Annotated in this window: 15 protein-coding genes; 3 read left to right on the top strand and 12 right to left on the bottom strand. The window is 44.6% G+C overall.

Translation table 11 applies throughout. The annotated features are described in order from the left end of the window. Positions 1-51 precede the first annotated feature (51 nt). The 4 genes from murB to HMPREF2904_RS09125 all read right to left on the bottom strand — a co-directional run bounded on the left by murB (position 52) and on the right by HMPREF2904_RS09125 (position 4,286). Complete coding sequence (gene murB, locus HMPREF2904_RS09140; protein WP_070662162.1) at positions 52-948, bottom strand: UDP-N-acetylmuramate dehydrogenase; 897 nt, start codon at positions 946-948, stop codon at positions 52-54. A gap of 118 nt (positions 949-1,066) precedes the next feature. Next, on the bottom strand, positions 1,067-2,047 hold the full coding sequence (locus HMPREF2904_RS09135; protein WP_070662159.1) for a hypothetical protein: 981 nt from the start codon (positions 2,045-2,047) through the stop codon (positions 1,067-1,069). 83 nt (positions 2,048-2,130) lie between these two features. Continuing rightward, positions 2,131-2,997 carry a homoserine kinase gene (gene thrB / locus HMPREF2904_RS09130; RefSeq protein ID WP_070588901.1) on the bottom strand — a complete coding sequence of 289 codons (867 nt, stop codon included), beginning with the start codon at positions 2,995-2,997 and terminating at the stop codon, positions 2,131-2,133. Positions 2,998-2,999: 2 nt separating this feature from the next. Next, positions 3,000-4,286, bottom strand: a complete 1,287-nt coding sequence (locus HMPREF2904_RS09125) for a homoserine dehydrogenase (protein ID WP_023918393.1) — start codon at positions 4,284-4,286, stop codon at positions 3,000-3,002. Between the two features lie 175 nt (positions 4,287-4,461). Here HMPREF2904_RS09125 and HMPREF2904_RS09120 point away from each other — a divergent pair, with 175 nt between their 5' ends. After that, entirely contained in the window at positions 4,462-5,340 is an 879-nt protein-coding gene (locus HMPREF2904_RS09120; RefSeq protein ID WP_070662156.1) for a polysaccharide deacetylase family protein, read from the top strand. A gap of 43 nt (positions 5,341-5,383) precedes the next feature. Here the strand turns inward: HMPREF2904_RS09120 and HMPREF2904_RS09115 are convergent, their stop codons facing one another. Together HMPREF2904_RS09115 and HMPREF2904_RS09110 are read right to left on the bottom strand one after the other, a co-directional pair. Continuing rightward, a complete protein-coding gene (locus tag HMPREF2904_RS09115; RefSeq protein ID WP_070662153.1) occupies positions 5,384-5,953 on the bottom strand; it encodes an HD domain-containing protein in 570 nt (189 codons plus the stop codon). A gap of 99 nt (positions 5,954-6,052) precedes the next feature. Continuing rightward, positions 6,053-6,622 (bottom strand): TetR/AcrR family transcriptional regulator, encoded by a 570-nt coding sequence (locus HMPREF2904_RS09110; RefSeq protein WP_070662150.1) that lies wholly within the window; start codon positions 6,620-6,622, stop codon positions 6,053-6,055. Positions 6,623-6,751: 129 nt separating this feature from the next. On the opposite strand from HMPREF2904_RS09110, the gene HMPREF2904_RS09105 reads away from it, so the two are divergent. After that, a complete protein-coding gene (locus HMPREF2904_RS09105) occupies positions 6,752-7,594 on the top strand; it encodes a DegV family protein (RefSeq protein ID WP_070662147.1) in 843 nt (280 codons plus the stop codon). 48 nt (positions 7,595-7,642) lie between these two features. Here the strand turns inward: HMPREF2904_RS09105 and HMPREF2904_RS09100 are convergent, their stop codons facing one another. Genes HMPREF2904_RS09100 through HMPREF2904_RS09085 form a run of 4 tightly spaced genes read right to left on the bottom strand, consistent with a single transcriptional unit; the run spans position 7,643 to position 14,815 of the window. After that, complete coding sequence (locus HMPREF2904_RS09100) at positions 7,643-9,289, bottom strand: hypothetical protein (protein ID WP_070662144.1); 1,647 nt, start codon at positions 9,287-9,289, stop codon at positions 7,643-7,645. Further along, on the bottom strand, positions 9,279-10,022 hold the full coding sequence (locus HMPREF2904_RS09095; RefSeq protein ID WP_070662142.1) for an ABC transporter ATP-binding protein: 744 nt from the start codon (positions 10,020-10,022) through the stop codon (positions 9,279-9,281). The genes HMPREF2904_RS09100 and HMPREF2904_RS09095 overlap by 11 nt, the downstream gene beginning before the upstream one ends. 39 nt (positions 10,023-10,061) lie before the next feature. After that, positions 10,062-11,693, bottom strand: a complete 1,632-nt coding sequence (locus HMPREF2904_RS09090) for a M20/M25/M40 family metallo-hydrolase (RefSeq protein WP_070662139.1) — start codon at positions 11,691-11,693, stop codon at positions 10,062-10,064. 23 nt (positions 11,694-11,716) lie between these two features. Continuing rightward, positions 11,717-14,815, bottom strand: coding sequence for a CocE/NonD family hydrolase (locus HMPREF2904_RS09085; RefSeq protein WP_070662136.1), 3,099 nt, complete (start codon positions 14,813-14,815; stop codon positions 11,717-11,719). A 182-nt stretch (positions 14,816-14,997) separates the two neighbouring features. Between HMPREF2904_RS09085 and HMPREF2904_RS09080 the strand changes: the two genes are divergently transcribed. Next, positions 14,998-16,479, top strand: a complete 1,482-nt coding sequence (locus HMPREF2904_RS09080) for an alpha-amylase (protein WP_070662133.1) — start codon at positions 14,998-15,000, stop codon at positions 16,477-16,479. Between the two features lie 189 nt (positions 16,480-16,668). On the opposite strand, the gene trxA is transcribed toward HMPREF2904_RS09080, so the two are convergent. After that, positions 16,669-16,983, bottom strand: coding sequence for a thioredoxin (gene trxA, locus HMPREF2904_RS09075; protein ID WP_003002728.1), 315 nt, complete (start codon positions 16,981-16,983; stop codon positions 16,669-16,671). Between the two features lie 97 nt (positions 16,984-17,080). After that, positions 17,081-17,575 (bottom strand): LPXTG cell wall anchor domain-containing protein (locus HMPREF2904_RS09070; RefSeq protein ID WP_141751211.1); only part of this gene is annotated, 495 nt, incomplete at its 5' end.

Here is a 17,575-nt window from a genome sequence, read left to right as displayed (position 1 = left end):
GACTGATGCTATCGATGGTTCAATATCAATTGTTCTTCAATACTTAATCTCTTAGGCTTGGCCGATAATACGAACTTCTGGTTCTAAACGGACGCCTGAATGAGCTTCTACTGCCTCAATGACATGGGCGATCAAATCTTCGTAGTCCTTAGCTGTTCCATTATCGACATTGACCATAAAGCCGGCATGCTTTTCAGAAACTTCCACACCACCTATTCGATAGCCTTTTAGACCTGCTTCGCTGATCAATTGACCTGCAAAATGGCCAACAGGACGCTTAAAGACGGATCCACAAGAAGGGTATTCAAGGGGTTGTTTCAACTGACGAAGATGGGTCAACCGATCCATCTCCTGTTTGATTTGCTCGTGATTGCCTGGTGACAAAGCAAATTTGGCAGAGATGACGATAGAACCTGTCTCTTGAATCTTAGAATGGCGGTAGCCAAAAGCTAGTTCACTCGCTGACAGAGTTTCGATCTCCCCATCTTTGGTCAAGACCTTACAGGATACTAGGACATGCGCGATCTCTCCTCCATAGGCTCCCGCATTCATAAAGACTGCGCCACCGACACTGCCTGGAATGCCACTAGCAAACTCGAAGCCTTTCAAACTATGATGCAAGGCCACATGGGTGGTGTCGATGAGTTTAGCTCCTGCCTCTGCTTCGATCACATAACCATCCACACTGATGTCACGCAAGCGATCAAACATAATGACAAATCCCGGAATGCCCCCATCTCGGACAATGATATTGGACGCATTGCCCAGGACCATCCATGGGATTTGCTCTTGGTTGGCAAATTGGACGATGCGTTTTAATTCGTATTGGTTGCGAGGAAAAGCTAAAAATTCAGCATTCCCACCTACCTTTGTGAAGGTATAATGTTTTAAAGGTTCTTGAAAACGGATATCAATCCCTTCAAGAATTTGATTCATTTTTTCATTCATCTTTCTGTCTGTTCTCTCTCTATAAAAATACAAACTATTATACCAAATTTTTGACTATTTTTCGACTCTAAAAAACAAAAGAAGACCTATAATATTCAGGTCTTCCTTTTATCATTCATTATGCAATTTTACGAGCGATGGCACGATTCTTTTGTCCATCCAGAGCTGATTTGACCGAAATCCAAGCACCACCAAGAGTGAAGACAGCTAGCAATCCTAGATTCAAGTAAAATTTATCTGGGACGTCCCCTGAGAATGTCGCTTCATTGAGAAGCGTCCAGGTCATACCAAATGGCAAATCCAGTTCACTCATGAGCGCCAAAGTATAATCTAATTGGTTGACCAAAAAGACCGTCAAGACCATCAAAATAGCTGACACTACCACACCTTTTTTAGTCAATTTCTTACCAAGGATCTCATAACCTTTGATAGTACAATAACCGAGGGCAGCCCCTGCTAAAACAGATACATAGCCAAGACGCGCTACCAAGAGGGCAACTGCTCCACCGATGATCACACCGATCACAGCCCCTACAATCCCTAAAAGGAAATTCTCTTCCCGCGCTTCATAAGCCTCAACTGTATCTTGCACTTCGGTTTGGTAGGCTCTAAAGGTTGCATCATCGATTAAAAAGATCGCATCTCCAATTTGATACAGACCGATTGGTCCTTCCTCACCCGTTTCCGCATTCACTTGCACAAATTGGTGGTTGAGCAAGAAATCAACAATATCTTGGATAGCTGTCCATAAGGTTTCGACAGCCTTCCCTTTGGTCATTCCACCTTTGACGACGATCGAGGTCAAGTAACCATCAGAAGAGATGGCATTAATGGCTTTTGATTGTTCTTTTAATTCATTCCAAAGAATTTCACTATCTTCGATCAAGTCTCCTTCGGAACCTTGTTTCACACTGAGTGAAATGGTAAATACATTCTTGGTTTGAGCGCCTTCAATGACTAACAAGAAGCCTTCACGCTCTCCATACATCACACGGGCTTCGCCATCAAATTGCAGCCCAAGATCGGTAGCAATACTATATAAATATTCTGGTTTCATGTTTCCCCCTAAACTTTCGGGAAAGCTTGAGCTTTTCCCCATACAATTCTTATTCTACCATAGGAGAAGCAAAAAGGACATATACATTCGTATACATCCTTCTTTCATTTGTGTTACATTGAGGTTTATTTCTCAACACGAACGCCAAATGTGTCAATTTTAAGTTGGAAAATCTGACCATCTAGCCCGAGTTTTTCGAGAGCTGCGACAAAGGCTGCTGTATGCTCTGGCACTAAGAGGTTCATGATCGTTGGGCCTGCTCCCGACAGATAGGTGGCGTAAGCCCCATGCGCATGCGCGACTTCTTTGACCTGAGGAAACTCTTTGACAAGAGATTGACGGTAGCGTTCGTGGAAATGATCAGACTCGATGGAGCGACCAGCCGTCAGCAAATCTCCCTTGAGGAGAGCTGCGATAGCGACATTGGCTACGCTACTAGCTGCAACAGCTTCCTTATAAGACCATTCTTTCGGTAGGACATTCCGACTATCACTGGTCTTCAATTGGTAGCTCGGTACAAAGGCCACAAGGTCACAGCTTGGAAAGTCAGCCGTGACATATTGGACATCTTCACCGATGTAGCTCGCGATGACCATATTCCCAAAGATAGCTGGAGCTACATTATCCGGATGACCTTCGATCTCGGTCGCGATGCGTAATTTCTCAGCGTCTGATAGCTGGAGGTTGGCTAATTGGTTGGCCAATTCAATCCCTGCGACAATGACCGAGCTAGAAGAACCCAGACCACGCGCCAAAGGCACTTGACTGGTCATCTTGATTCGATGGGGCTGCATATCAGTTGAGATAGAAAGGGCTGTTGAGAGCAAAAGGTTTTTCTCATCTGTCGGAATCCCTGCTCCTAGATCATGCTCAATGAACCAAGTATCAGTTGGTTCAAGGACTTCAATGGTCAAATAGCGAGTCACGGCAATTCCAACAGAATCAAAACCTGGCCCTACATTGGCACTGGTTGCTGGAACAATAATTTTCATGCTTATTCTCCCAAGACTTTAAAGGTATTCAAGAGTTCGAAATTCGCCTCTGAATCCAATTTTTCAACCAAGTTCTTGAATTGAGTTTGGTTAACTTGGTGAGTAATGATGACAACACTTGCATAGTGACCATCTGAGTCTTCTTGAAGGATTTGCTTGAAGGAAGCTCCTTCTGCATTAAAGATTTCCGCAAGACGCAAGATTTGACCAGTCGCATCTGGTGCTTTGATTGAGAAGTAATAATTGTTCTTCACGTCTTCTGGCTTAGCCAATTGAAGAGGGCGACTGTATTCATTGAAGGCTTTACCGATCGTTCCTTCTTTTAGACGACGGACAATGCGGACGAGGTCGGCTACGACACTTGTCGCAGTTGGTTTTTGACCAGCACCTGGTCCGTAGTACATAGACTCACCAATACCGATGGATTCCACATAGACCGCATTCATGACATCATTCACTCCTGCGAGTGGATGTTGTTTTGGAAGGAAGGTTGGTGTCACTTCTGCTGCGATCCCTGACTCTGTTTCAACGATAGAGCCGACCAGCTTAATGACATATCCAAGGCTTTGAGCAACCGATACATCTTGAGGAGTGATCTGGCTAATTCCTTTGTGACCTACTTGGTCAAATTGGATATTCATCCCAAAAGCGAACTGGCTCAAGATCACCATCTTGTAAGCAGCATCGATTCCTTCAACGTCGTTGGTTGGATCACTTTCAGCGTAACCAAGACGTTGCGCTTCTGCTAAAGCATCCTCATAAGTCCAGCCTTCTTCGACCATTTTGGTCATCATGAAGTTAGAGGTTCCATTGACCACACCAAGAACCTTGGTCACCTTGTCTGAGGCCAAAGAATTCACCAAAGTTCGAAGGATTGGGATCCCACCAGCTACGGCAGCTTCATAATAAAGAGCCACTTGGTGTTTTTTAGCAATCTCTAGCAACTCGCTTCCATGAACGGCAAGAAGGTCTTTGTTAGCAGAGACCACATGCTTACCCGCTTCCAACGCACGGGTGATAAAGGTCTTAGCTGGCTCGATACGGCCCATCAATTCGACCACGATGGCAATGTCCTTGTCTTCAATGATCTCATCGACATTGGTCACAAAGTTGTAGTCATGACCAGCAGCTTGCAATTTTTCCTTCTCCGCATCATCTCGAACCAAGACCTTAGCGATCTCGATTTCATCTTGAGCTGCTTGGGTGATTTTTTCATGGTTTTCTTTTAATAAAAATGGTACGCCACTTGCAACAGTACCAAATCCTAGTAAGGCAATCTTAACAGACATCCTATTGACTCCTTGAATTTTCTATAGTAGCTCCATTATAACAAAAACTTAAGCGTTTGACAGCCAATTGCCTTAAAAATTCTGAATTTTCATGACAGGATCTGCCTGTAGCAAGTTCTGGAAAAGAACATAGAATTTGTGGTACAATAAAGAAAATAATGAAAACGGTGACACTATGAGTAAACGAAGAGTACCTAAAAAAATCAAAGCCCTACTTGGAATCAATGCCCTACTACTGGTCTGTATCTTTATTTGTAGCTTTCTTCTGATCAAACGGATCACTCAGCCGAATGACGGAAATACAAGTGGCACTGCCATAACGCGCTCGCTAGATGAACACAGCTCCTCTATTGAGTGGACTCGAGTGAAAAAGCCGGTCAAACTGCCCATCCTCATGTACCACTCCGTGCACAATATGGCCGAGTCCGAAGCTGCCAATGCCAATCTGATTGTCGATCCAGAAACCTTTGAAAGCCAACTAAAGGCCCTGAAAAAAGCTGGTTACTACACCCTGACACCTGAGGAAGCCTATCGGATCCTCGCAAAAAATGAAGTGCCAAAAGGAAAGAAATATGTCTGGTTGACCTTTGATGATGGCGTCGAGGATTTCTATACCATCGTCTATCCGCTTCTTAAGAAGTACAAGATGACCGCCACTAACAATATCATCACGGACTTTACCCAAAAGGAAAAAGAAAATGTCCTGACCTTTGACCAAATCAAAGAGATGAAAAGTGCTGGCTTGACCTTTGAAAGCCATACGGTCAATCATCCAGACCTAGCCAATTCCAGTCTTGAGACCCAAAAGAATGAGCTGGTCACTTCTAAACGCCTGCTGGATAAGGTGCTGGATCAAAATACCAGCGTTATCGTCTACCCATCTGGTCGCTACAGCCAGGTCACAATCGACCAAGCCAAGAAAGCTGACTACAAATTAGGCCTCACTACTAAAAATGGACTCGCCAGCTCCGCTGATGGCCTCTATTCCCTCAAACGAGTTCGGATCCTTCCAACCACTACAGGAGAGGATCTCCTGGCCATGATCCAAGAATAAAGAAAGACCCCTGACTGAGATCATTTCAGACAGGGGTTACTTGTTAGAGTTCCTTCTCTAGTTCATTTAGAAAGGTGATTAAAAACTGATGGCGACTTTCTGCCATTTGTTTGGCAGTCTCCGTGTTCATTTCATCTTTTAAGAGAAGCAACTTGTCATGGAAATGTTGGACGGTATCAGTGAGGGACCTCCCTTTGTGGCCACCATAGGAAAATGTTCGCGCAATTCCTACAGCTCCTATCGCATCCAGGCGGTCTGCATCCTGGACAATCTTGCCTTCTAAGGTTTCTGGATGCTTATCGCGATTTTTGCTGAAAGAAACAGCATTGATAACCCGACAAATCTGGTCGATTTGGTCTTGAGGAATACCGATCTCTTCTAGAAACATGCGAGCATTCGCATTATTCTTTGTTTGAAACAATTTATCATCATCAGCATCATGAAGAAGAGCTGACAAACCCACTATCTCCAGATCACATGGACCTTCTGCTTGTGCGATTCTCATAGCATTGGTAAAGACGCGGAGAGTATGCTCCACATCATGGCCATCCGCTCGATCAGCAAATAAGGTTTTAACATACTGCTTAGCAGCTTGGATTTGTTCTTCGATCATCATTCTTGTCCTTTGTTTAATCTCTGCTCAGTTTTATCTATTCATTTGAACTAGATATGGAGATGTGCAGTTTACTTTAAAACCACCTCTCGGTGGTGCTTACTTCTTCTTTTGTGGAAAGAGGGGCAAGCCAAGGGTCGCAATTTTCTCAGCTGGGATCTTCATACCATCCTTGATCCAATTGGAGATGACAGAGACGATGGCTGAGCTCCAGAAGGAATTGAGGTAGCTGCCAGCGCTATTCGAGGAGCTGCCATTTCGTTTTTCTAAAAAGTCATAGACTGCCTTGGTCAAGAGCCGTTCGAAATTGTAATCAATGGCTAGACTGATGATCTTAGCTTCTTTCTTGACTTCCTTAAAGAGATAGACCCAGACTTGGTAAAGGTCTGTCTTGAGATTGTAGCCATCTAAAGACTTGGTAATCTTTTCGATACTAGATTGAAAGATGGACTCTAGAATCTCTTCTTTGGAGTCATAATTACGGTAAAAGGCTGCGCGAGAAACACCCGCACGCTGAACCAGCTCAGAGATGGTGATCTTTTTCAGATCTTTTTTCTCCAACAATTGCAGGAGAGAGATTTCGATGGATTCTCGTGTAATCGCATTGTTTTCTCGGTTAAATCGTTTGAGATTTTCCAAGGATTTCTCGGATATTTTTCTTTCTGCCATAACATTTACTTTCTATCTGTCTCACCTGATGATATCTGCTTGGATAGCATTGTACTTCATGATATAATTGTAAAAGAAGACATACTACTTGTCAATGTACATTTTTATACAATTATGAGGTATGAACTGATGAAATGGAAAATTATTGCGGATTCAGGCTGTGACTACCGCTCTTTGAACAATCTGGCACCAGATACGGAGTTTGTCAGTGTCCCATTGACCATCCAAGTGGGAGAGACCATCTATACAGATGACGCCCACCTCAATATCGATCAGATGATGGAGGAGATGTATGCGACCACGACAGCTTCTAAGTCTGCCTGTCCAAGTCCCGATGATTATATGAAGTCCTTTGAAGGGGCTGAAAATATTGTCGTTGTGACCATCACTGGAACCCTTTCAGGTAGCTACAATAGTGCTGAGGTAGCTAAGAAGATTTATCTAGAAGAGCATCCGAATACCAATATCCACGTCATTAATAGCTTATCAGCTGGGGGTGAGGTGGACCTGATCGTTCGCAAGCTCAATCAGTTGGTCGCTGAAGGCCTTGATTTTGATCAAGTGGTCGATGTGATCACGACCTATCAGTCTAAGACGAAGTTGCTCTTTGTTTTGGCTAAAGTTGATAATCTGGTCAAAAATGGGCGTCTCAGCAAATTGATCGGAACTGTTGTCGGACTCCTCAATATCCGTATGGTCGGAGAAGCTAGTAAGACGGGTACCCTCGAGTTGCTCCAAAAAGCACGGGGCCAAAAGAAAGCGATCAAGGCTGCTTTTGATGAATTAATCAAGGCGGGTTATGCTGGCGGTCATATCACCATCGCCCACCGCAACAATGAAAAATTTATCGAGCAATTCTCTGCATTGGTTCGTGAAAAATTTGCCCATGCAATGATTGAAGTCCTTCCTACTTCTGGACTTTGTAGTTTCTACGCCGAAGAAGGTGGCCTCCTCATGGGCTATGAAATTTAATCACCATCAAAAAGGCTCCTCAAGCTGCTTGTCTTGAGGAGTCTATTTTTATTCTCCGATCTCTTGGTAGAGAGTGCGGATTTTTTTGTGGTAGATGGTATAGCTGATCCCAGCTCCAATCAGCAGTATGACACTATAAAGGATCACAGCCAGCAGGGTGCTGACGGAATGATAGGTCCAAATGAAGCTGACAATGATCAAGAGAAACATCACAAAGAGAAAGACAATCAAGAGAATAGATTGAAGAACTGCATTCCCACGATGACGGGTCATCAATTCCGTGATATTGGTCCAATTGGTGCTAAAGTTCTGAAAATCTTTGACATAGTCTCGAATGCAGATCGGAATGGTTGTTACAACCCAGATCAATAACATAGCTAGGATAGCCAAGGGATGGACGCCAAAATAGAGACAAACGCCAACTAGAAGAATGACAGGAAGGATGGATTGCACCAGATAGAGCAACCAAAACTTCATGAAAAGATAGCGTTTGAAATCAATAGGGAGGGATCTCAAGTACTCAAAATTTTCGCGCTCTAGCGAAATACCGATACTGGTCAAGCCTCCAAAACTATTGAAAACACCGATCAAGATGGCAACAAGGGTCAGTGGCACCAGATACTGGGGCGTCAAGTAAGGACTGAGGCCTCCTATATTTTTCGATGCTCCTGCTGCTCCACTGAGGAGAAAAATATAAGGCAGAATGCTCATCATCAAGAGGACTTGCACCATAAGGGTTCCATCGCTCAAGAGTCTGCGATGATACTGAATGACAAATCGTCTAAAGGAGTCTTTCTGACCCACATGGAGCACTTTCACGCGCTCTTTAACGGTTTGGTTGGTCGCAACTGCAAGGGCCGCATCATAGAACTGCGGAATCACGATTTTACGAACCAGGCCGATCAAGACCAGAAGGACCAGGATCCAGCCCAAGAGGCCAAGGATCGCTTCGACATCAAAAGGATGGAGGATAAACTGATGAAAGGCCGTAAAAGGTGGAAATAGAATGGGAATATCTGCGCCCCCCGTCACTTCTACCCGATGGGTTTGGACTAGATTGAGATAGAGATAAGCTCCTAGACTCAGAAGAGAACCGATTCCGACCATGATGTTGGAAACCAGGGTCGTGTGTTTTTTGAAAAAGAGGGTCTTGGTGATCAAATGAGCTAATAAGATCGTCGCTAAAAAGAGAACGCCTAAGAGAATTAAGGCACAAAAGAGGCCTAGCAGGATCCCTAACGGATTGAAGCCGCCTGCTTGCACAGGTAAGATCAGAAAATAGCTGACCAAGGGAAGGATAGCCATGAGGAGGGTCAGGATGACCGAGATACTCTTTCCAGCAATGACTTCCGCATCTGAGAAGGCATAGGGCCTGTAAAACTGGAGGTCCTTGCTTTCATAAAAGACATTGTAAAAACTCATAAAGCCTTGGGAAATGGTCATCAAGGAAAAAAGGGCGACCATATTGACAAAGAAGGCTGGCTGATGGACAAAATCATAGATGCTAAAGAGCAAGCCAAATATGAGGAAATAGACCAATCCTAAAAAGAGATAGTTGAGCACCGATTTACGGGCAACATTGAGTTTGACGTCCGGTTTTTTGGCCTGTTTGGCACGTAATTTTGCGATCTGAGCGGGCTGACTGGCATAGATGATATTAACATTGACCAGCTGCTGTATGATCTTAAGACGCATGATCGCCACCTTCTTCCTTCCGACCCGCTAGGCTGAGATAGATACTTTCCAGATTTTGTTCGGGGTGTTGGCCCTTTAATTCCTCGATCGTCCCATAGAAAATGAGATTTCCTTTTTTGAGAATAGCGATTTTATCACAGAGTTGTTCAGCCACTTCTAAGACGTGGGTAGAGAAAATAACCGTCTTGCCCCGATCCGCATGCTGGCGCATCATTTGTTTTAAATCGTAAGAGGCCTGTGGGTCCAAACCGGTCATCGGTTCGTCCAAAACCCAGATATCTGGATCTGACAAAAGGGCTGCAATGACGAAGACCTTCTGGCGCATCCCATGTGAAAAGGATTCAATCACTTCATAGCGGTGGCTCTGAAAATCAAAGATCCTTAGAAGCTCCTCTAAGCGATGGTCACAGTCTTTTTGACTCATATCATAAGAAGTCGCAACCAACTCCCAGAATTCATTGGCTGTGAGACGCAAGAAAAGATCTGGCGAATCCGCCACATAACCGATCTTCTTTTTGATCGCAAGCCGATGGCTATAGAGGTCCTGACCATCCACTTCAATGGATCCAGTGGTTGGGGTGATGACACTGACCAGACTCTTAATCGTCGTTGACTTACCGGCTCCGTTATGGCCAATCAGTCCGACAATTTGCCCATCCTCGATTGTCAGATCCAAGTGGTTGAGGGCAATGTGCCCATCGTAATCTTTGGTAACTCCGTGAAATGTAATCATGCTAACTCCCTTTTTGATCCTCACAGGGACCGTTTTTTCTTATTCTGTTGATAAGCGATCATCGAAATGGTAGAGCAATTCTAGCAGATAGTTTGGAATGGTTTCCAAGAAGTCTTCTTTGTAGACCCGCTCTCCTCGCTTATGCAATTCTTTGCCCCAAGGGCCTAGATTGACCGCTGGAACCTGAATTTGGGCAATTTTTTCCAGATCCAGATCATAGACCTGGGCTGGTGTGGCTAGGCTATCCAAGACGACTTGATAAGAGGCCACATCCTTTTCCAAGGCACAATAACTGGTGTCGTTAATCCCCATAAAGTATTCTTCCACTTTTAAGAGGTAACCTCTTTGGTCCAGATACTCACGGTAATCAGTGATGAGGGACACGATATTGAAATCGGTATTGTCTAAAAAGCGGCAGTTCATGGAAGGATAATATGGGGGCGCAAAACCGATGACTACCATGGGATCTTTATCTCCGAGAAACTCAAGGAGTCGCTGGATTTGCTGAATCGCAAGGCTCTGGTAGCTGGTCCCATTACGAAAATCTTGCTCCGCTTTTTTATTAGAAGCTTCTCTAAAGGCTTGGTAACCCTCTAAGGCTTGGCAACGTTCCTCTAGTTCTTGATAGGTGATGACTCTTGGCCTTGCAATAATGTGGTCTTGGCCTGCCTGATCCTGCAAGTGCTCGTACTTCTTGTAAAAGGCGTCCAAGGCCTCCTGACTAAGCTCATAGATTCGTTGCAAGAGCTCTTGCGGTGTTTTCTTCAAATGCAATACACTGAAATAACCAGCCGCATAGAGCACGGTCGATACATCGTACTGCTCCTTCAAATCTCTGAGATAGGACCAAGAAGGAAGGGGAGACGTTTCTCCCAAGGCCTGATCTGCCAGATCGGGATGAAGATCCAGCTGGCTTGCAATGGCTACTAGGAGCGACAAGGCATTGATCCCTTTGAGGGGCTCCTTCATATGGGACAAGACGCCTTGCGCCACAACGACTGGCATGAGTTTACCAACTGTGCCAATGTGAAGGACCTTTTCTTTTCCTACCTCTGATTCAAAGGGTTCTGAATCCACTGCTAATACATAATTCAGATCAAACTTTTCCTGCAAATCTGTGAGGAGGCCCAAGGCTCCACGCATCCCCTGTGAATAGGATTCCTCATCTCCAACAGAGAGATAGAGCAGATTGACCTGACCTTCTGAGGGATCTGCTGCATAGGCTTCCAGAACCCCTAATTGAAGGGCTAGGGCTGCTTTCATATCGCAAGACCCTCTGCCAAATTTCCACTCCCCAGAAGCTAAATCTTCCTGCATATCTGGTCGCCTATCCAGTGTTTTCAAGGCTTCTGCTACTTGATCAGAATCGAGCGCGATTTCTGCCAAATTTCCATAGTCTTCTAGATCGACTGTATCATGGTGGTGGAAAAGGATAACTGTTTTTTTCTTGCCCTTATCAACCAAGGCCCAATTGACCGACCGATGCAAGTGATCCTGTGGCACCTGATAGCGCCCAAAATAGTCCGGATGTTCCTTGAAATAGGGGATTTGTCCAATCCGTTGATCCAGGTAGGCTTCGATTCCTTGCTCGGTCTCAGTGTTGGTAAAGCTTGGGATCGCCAAGGCTTCAGTAAAAATCGTTTCGATGCTCTCTCTATTGGTGGTTTTCACTTTCTCTCCATCCTTCTTTTCTATTATTCATCTTTGTGAGCTTTGCCAAGTGACAAAAGGCTGGTGAGCATGAGTCCTAGGAAGCCAAAGAGAGTCCAAGAGCTTGTTGCTTGACCTGTTTTTGGAAGGCTTGGTTGGCTTGTCACTTCTACCTCATCTTTATCAGCTCTTTGAGCCAATTCTTGTGCAGTTTCTTCTTTTTGTTCCTTACGGAAGTCCATCAGATCCCGACCGTGGCTTGGTTTTTGAGGAATTTCAGAAGCAGCTGGATTGGTTGGAATCATTGGATTACTTGGAACAATTGGTTTTTCTGCTTGATCTACTGGACTTGGGTCTTGTTCAGGATCTACTTTTGGTTGAATGGTTGCAATTGGTAAAATCCGATCTGCCATTGTGGCATACTCTGTATCTTTTTCACTTGGTTGATAACGGAACAAGAGAGACCGGCTGTTTTCTACGATTGGAATCGTTGCAGAAATAGAATCTGTCTTGAAGGTCACTTCATAAGGATCTGCAAAATAGATGTAATCCGGATCATAGGTGTGCAAACTCAAAACCAGTCGATGGCCTTTTTTCACTGTATAGAGATTTGGTTGCAGATACATGGTGTAATCATGATATTCGTTTTCTTTCAGATCAATAGAATGACTAGAACTTGCTGAGTCATAGCGAGATGCTGGATTAGCCAAATTCATCCAACCACGCGCAATCACCACACTCTTAACCTTGTGGGTCTTGTAACGTTTGAGAGGCAAGGTTTCAAGGTTGCTACCATTCCAGTAGCCTGTCTCATCGATGGTTTCCTTGTCTAATGTGCGTGTGCTATAACCGTCTTTATCATAGGTAATTTCTTCTTTGACCACATCAAAGTCTTCGTCTGAGACATCCATCAAGGTCGCACTGACATGGGCATGGTTTTTGTCTCCCTTGACAAAAGCAGCGCTAAAATGCACAGGGATATGGCCTTTAATGGTGACATCTTGATCAACTGGTGCTGCATAGGAAGCCGCTACTTCTGAGGAATGGAAGGCCGCATCTTGGTTGCGTGTGGTCCAGTTATTTCCCGTACCATAGTAATCCCCAGTCACTGTCACATCCTCCCGTTTGGAATAAATTCGAGCGGAGATGGCATTGTTGGTATCCCATTTATCAAAACGACGCCATTTACTTGGATCAAGATTGTCCTGAGCTGTTACTTGTGGAAGGTTTTCAATCCCATTTTCAATACCATAGAGGTAATGGCTATACCAGAGATTCATCAGGTCATTAAAGGCTTGACCTGCGACTTCGGTTCCTGACCAACGAGTAGATGGATAAACGTGATTGCCCTGGTGGAGCAAGACCTTGGCATCGATCCCCGCCTTTTTATAGGCTTCTAACATGAGTTCAAAATGTTTGGGTTTGACATTGTCATCATTGAGACCTTGAATGATGAGAGGAGCCGCTTTCAAGTTGGCTGCGTTTAGCGTGTAGTCGCGTTTGGCATATTCTTCGTTGTAATTATGACCATCCTTGTGTTGGAGCTCATTAAGCTTGGTGATATAGGCTGCATAGTAATCCTTGACCTTATCCCAATCTTCCTTATCAAGGATTCGGCCTGAGGTATAGACAGATAGCCAAGATAGGTCATTGGAAGCTCCTGTATCCAGAGGAGATCCTTGGCTGTTGAAATGGTCGTACCAACTAGCAATCCCTGCAGCCGGCACAATGGTCTTGAGACCTTCAACACCAGTAGAAGCCACACCAAATGTTGTCGTACCTGCCCAAGACAAACCTGTCATGGCGACGTTTCCGTTGGACCAGTCTGCCTTGACTTCATGGTTACTAGTCTTATCTGAGTAGGCTTTGCGTTTGCCGTTTAGCCACTCCACGATATTTTTATAAGCTGCGACTTCAAGGTCAGAGCCGGTCGTATTGATCCCGTCTGATCCTTTTGAGCCCAAGCCACTGCTGGTCACCACTGCATAACCACGGACTAAGAAATAATTGTACCAGTTGAGATTTTCGTAATCATAATGCGTATAGTCTTCAGAGCTTTCACGCGGATTGACATAGTACCAATCCTTTGGATTGGTCGCCTTGGCCACTTCCTCAGTCGTAACGGTCTTGGTTGCTTGGCGTTTGGCAGGTTTTTCATAGAGCTTGGCCATATCGAAGTTTCCACCTTCTTTAAGACCAATTCCCTCTAAGGTACGCTCTTCTGTTGTTCCTGTTACATAAGGACTAGCTTCAAAAATGGTCGCAGCTTTATAGTCCCCATTGACAGCAGCTTTTGGCACCTGCACAAAAGTCTTAACCAAGTCAGGCTTGCCGTCGCCATCCGTATCATAATCGGTTTCCACATAGACAATATAGCGGACGATGTCACTCTTATCATAGGAGTAATGCTCCGGATCGTCTCCTGGCGTAAATGGGAAAATAGGTTGTGCTTTGCCATTCAAAAAGAGAGGAGTCTTCTTGTCTGCGCGGTAAGCAGCACGGAGCTGTTTGGCTACATCAACCATCGAAGTGAGATTGGTAACTGGAGCAGAGCCATCTACTCCTTCCTTGACCATCCCCAAGCTCTTAGCAAAAGCTAATCGGTCTTTATCAGTAGATCCGACTTGGTTTTCCTTGGTCGAAGCCCAGTTCAAGAGTTGATTGACTGCCTCCGTCACCGTAACTTCTTTTTCACGATCCTGGTCGGTTACAGTCGCACCAGTAATTTTAGCCAAATCCCCTTGGGTTACTTTTGGAGTCGCACTCACCTCTTGACTGCGAACGGCAGGCGTCGCAGGCGCAGGGCTTGACTGATTGGCTAGAGTGGACTCAACAGTTGGGGCGCTCACTACCGCTGGACTTGATGCAGGTTCTTCCTGTAGCTCAGTTGTCGGAGCGGTTGGTGAAGTGGTTGGTCGGTTAGTTTCTGAAACCTCTTCCACTTTTGCAGGCTGAACGGTTTCTTTGTTGTCTCCTTGTGTTGAGCTCACTGTTTCAGTAACTTCAGATCTTATCGCTGGAGGAGTCACCGTCTCCTCAGTAGTTGTGCCGCTTACTTGATCTGCTTGCACATGCTGGGCGAGTACAGCAGGACTAATCAGTAAACCTGCAACGAGTAGAGAAACAAGAGTTGTTTTTTTCATAAAATGGTCTCCTTTCACCATTTTCAAAGTCAGTCCTGGCAGATAGCACTACCATTCTGACTCTATTATTTTATATACTTTCTTCATTTCTTTCATGTATGCGATTTTTTTCTAGGAAGGGCTTGTTTCCAGTGCAAACGTTTGTCCTATCCAACTATTTTTGGTAAAATAAGGACATTCACATGAAAGAAGAAATAAAAATGGAAAATCAAACCTTAATGCAATATTTTGAGTGGTATTTGCCCGCTGATGGGAACCACTGGACGCGTCTTGCTGAAGATGCGCAACACTTAGCAGACTTGGGTATTCGCAAGGTCTGGATGCCGCCTGCCTTTAAAGCTACTTCTAACAATGACGTTGGTTACGGGGTCTATGACCTCTTTGATTTGGGCGAGTTTGACCAAAAAGGAACGGTTCGTACCAAATATGGTTTCAAAGACGATTATCTTCAAGCCATTCAAGCCCTCAAAGATGCTGGGATTCAACCAATGGCCGATGTCGTACTCAACCATAAAGCTGCCGCTGATGGCTTAGAGGAATTCGAGGTCGTTGAGGTCGATCCGATGGATCGAAACAAGGTTCTCACTGAGCCCTTCACCATTCAAGGATGGACCAAATTCACCTTTGATGGCCGAAATGGAGCCTATAATGACTTCCACTGGCATTGGTACCATTTCACCGGTACTGACTACGATGCTTCTCGTAATAAGAATGGGATCTACCAAATCCAAGGAGACAACAAAGGTTGGGCTCATGGGGATCTGGTGGACAAGGAGAATGGAAACTACGATTACCTCATGTACGCCGATATCGATTTCAAACACCCTGAGGTTGTAGAAAATCTCGATCAGTGGGCTGAATGGTTTATCGAAACGACTGGTGTAGAAGGTTTCCGTCTGGATGCGGTTAAGCACATTGACTCCTTCTTTATGAAGAATTTTATCCACAATATCACCAAAAAATATGGAGAAGATTTCTACGTTTTTGGCGAATTTTGGAATGGGGACACAGAAACCAATGATGAATACTTGGAAAGCATTGACTACTTGTATGACTTGATCGATGTGGCCCTCCACCAAAATCTTTTCAGAGCTAGTCAAGAAGGTGAAAATTTCGACCTGCGAACTATTTTTGATGGAACACTAGCGCTGAATCATCCTGAACAGGCCGTGACCTTTGTGGACAACCATGATACCCAACGAGGGCAAGCCTTGGAATCTACCATTGAAGAATGGTTTAAGCCTGCTGCTTATGCCTTGATCTTACTTCGTGAAGCTGGTTTGCCTTGTGTCTTCTATGGAGACTACTACGGTATCAAGGGCAAATTTGCGCAAGAAAGTTTCCAAGAGGTTCTCGATCGTCTCTTACGGGTTCGTAAAGATCTGGCCTACGGGGAACAAACGGACTACTTCGATGATCCTAATTGCATCGGTTGGACACGCTCAGGTACAGAAGAAGCAGCACCGATTGCCTGCTTGATTTCCAATAATCAAGCTGCTACAAAAGTTATGGAGATCGGCTCAACATACGCTGGTCTTACCTACTATGATGTCCTTGAAAATTGCTCAGAAACCGTCCAAGTTCAAGAAGACGGTACTGCTGAATTCCCAGTGGCAGAGCGCTCCGTCAGCGTCTGGGTAGCCCAAGATACAGAGGGCCAATAACCTTTATATATGATTTTCTCCTAGGATCTACATCTTCCTAGGAGAATTTTTTTCCTGTAAAAATTTTATAGGAAATACAGCTTCATTTTAGCACTATAAGAAAGCGCTGTCAATGGGTAGCGCGTCTATTTGAAAGAAATAAAGAGCATAAAAAAGCTCGTTTTCCAGTTTGGAAAACGAGTCTTCTTTTTAGCTCAATTCTGCAATGATTTCTTTCAATTGCGCTTTCGTATGAACTCCAGCAACTTGTTTGACAACTTGTCCATCTTTTTTAAAGAGAAGAGTTGGGATTGACATAATACCGAATTGACGTGCTGTATTTGGATTTTCATCTACATCCATCTTACAGATTTTCAAATCATCTTCATGTACTTCTTCTGCCAACTGATCCAAAATTGGAGCTTGCATGCGGCATGGACCACACCAAGTTGCCCAAAAGTCAATCAAGACAAGTCCTTGGCTGGTTTCTTGTTCAAAAGTTGCATCTGTGATTACGTGTGCCATATTTCCTCCTTTTTCAGTAGTGACTACTGATTCTGCATTTCTACTTTTATTTTACACTAAATGATGCCATTTTAGAAATATTTGCTACGGGGACTCCTTAGGCATCTTCTCTCTTTTTGCGCCAAAAGATGAGACTAGAAGCTGTAAGGCTGATCACACCGAAGAGACCCAGAGCATGATCTTTGCTCCCTGTTTGAGGAAGCATATGGTCTGCTTGTTCTCCTCCTACTGCAGAAGTCACTTCTTGAGGATCTTCTGTATCTGATTCCGAAGTCGTGGTAACAAATCGAGGACCATAGGATACTGCTAGGGCACGATGAGGTTGCTCTTGTGTAGCTGATCCTGTCTTCATCTCCTCTACCTTGTCAGGAGTATTTGGACTTGGTTGGACAAGGTGTTCTGGGCTTGGAAGCCTATATTCTTCCTTGTAGTGCACTTCTGGAGCGACTAGAGCAGCTCCTTCTATTTCTGGCAAGTTCGCATAGTCTGTATCTGTTGCACTTGGTACATAGGATGCCTTTTGGGCGCGGGTCTTTTCGACAATTGGAATCGCTGCCTGGATAGAATCTGTCTTGAAGGTCACTTCATAAGG

Origin of the sequence: Streptococcus sp. HMSC072G04 (assembly GCF_001813295.1) — a bacterium.
In the GTDB taxonomy this organism is placed as follows: domain Bacteria; phylum Bacillota; class Bacilli; order Lactobacillales; family Streptococcaceae; genus Streptococcus.
Note: the sequence above shows the minus strand (reverse complement) of the source record. Positions and strands in the feature narration are given on the sequence as shown.

Bases quoted from the DNA above. Each gene is read 5' to 3' on its own strand.
- murB (WP_070662162.1), bottom strand. From the start codon at position 948: ATGAATGAAAAAATGAATCAAATTCTTGAAGGGATTGATATCCGTTTT.
- HMPREF2904_RS09135 (WP_070662159.1), bottom strand. From the start codon at position 2,047: ATGGGGAAAAGCTCAAGCTTTCCCGAAAGTTTAGGGGGAAACATGAAA.
- thrB (WP_070588901.1), bottom strand. From the start codon at position 2,997: ATGAAAATTATTGTTCCAGCAACCAGTGCCAATGTAGGGCCAGGTTTT.
- HMPREF2904_RS09125 (WP_023918393.1), bottom strand. From the start codon at position 4,286: ATGTCTGTTAAGATTGCCTTACTAGGATTTGGTACTGTTGCAAGTGGC.
- HMPREF2904_RS09120 (WP_070662156.1), top strand. From the start codon at position 4,462: ATGAGTAAACGAAGAGTACCTAAAAAAATCAAAGCCCTACTTGGAATC.
- HMPREF2904_RS09115 (WP_070662153.1), bottom strand. From the start codon at position 5,953: ATGATCGAAGAACAAATCCAAGCTGCTAAGCAGTATGTTAAAACCTTA.
- HMPREF2904_RS09110 (WP_070662150.1), bottom strand. From the start codon at position 6,622: ATGGCAGAAAGAAAAATATCCGAGAAATCCTTGGAAAATCTCAAACGA.
- HMPREF2904_RS09105 (WP_070662147.1), top strand. From the start codon at position 6,752: ATGAAATGGAAAATTATTGCGGATTCAGGCTGTGACTACCGCTCTTTG.
- HMPREF2904_RS09100 (WP_070662144.1), bottom strand. From the start codon at position 9,289: ATGCGTCTTAAGATCATACAGCAGCTGGTCAATGTTAATATCATCTAT.
- HMPREF2904_RS09095 (WP_070662142.1), bottom strand. From the start codon at position 10,022: ATGATTACATTTCACGGAGTTACCAAAGATTACGATGGGCACATTGCC.
- HMPREF2904_RS09085 (WP_070662136.1), bottom strand. From the start codon at position 14,815: ATGAAAAAAACAACTCTTGTTTCTCTACTCGTTGCAGGTTTACTGATT.
- HMPREF2904_RS09080 (WP_070662133.1), top strand. From the start codon at position 14,998: ATGAAAGAAGAAATAAAAATGGAAAATCAAACCTTAATGCAATATTTT.
- trxA (WP_003002728.1), bottom strand. From the start codon at position 16,983: ATGGCACACGTAATCACAGATGCAACTTTTGAACAAGAAACCAGCCAA.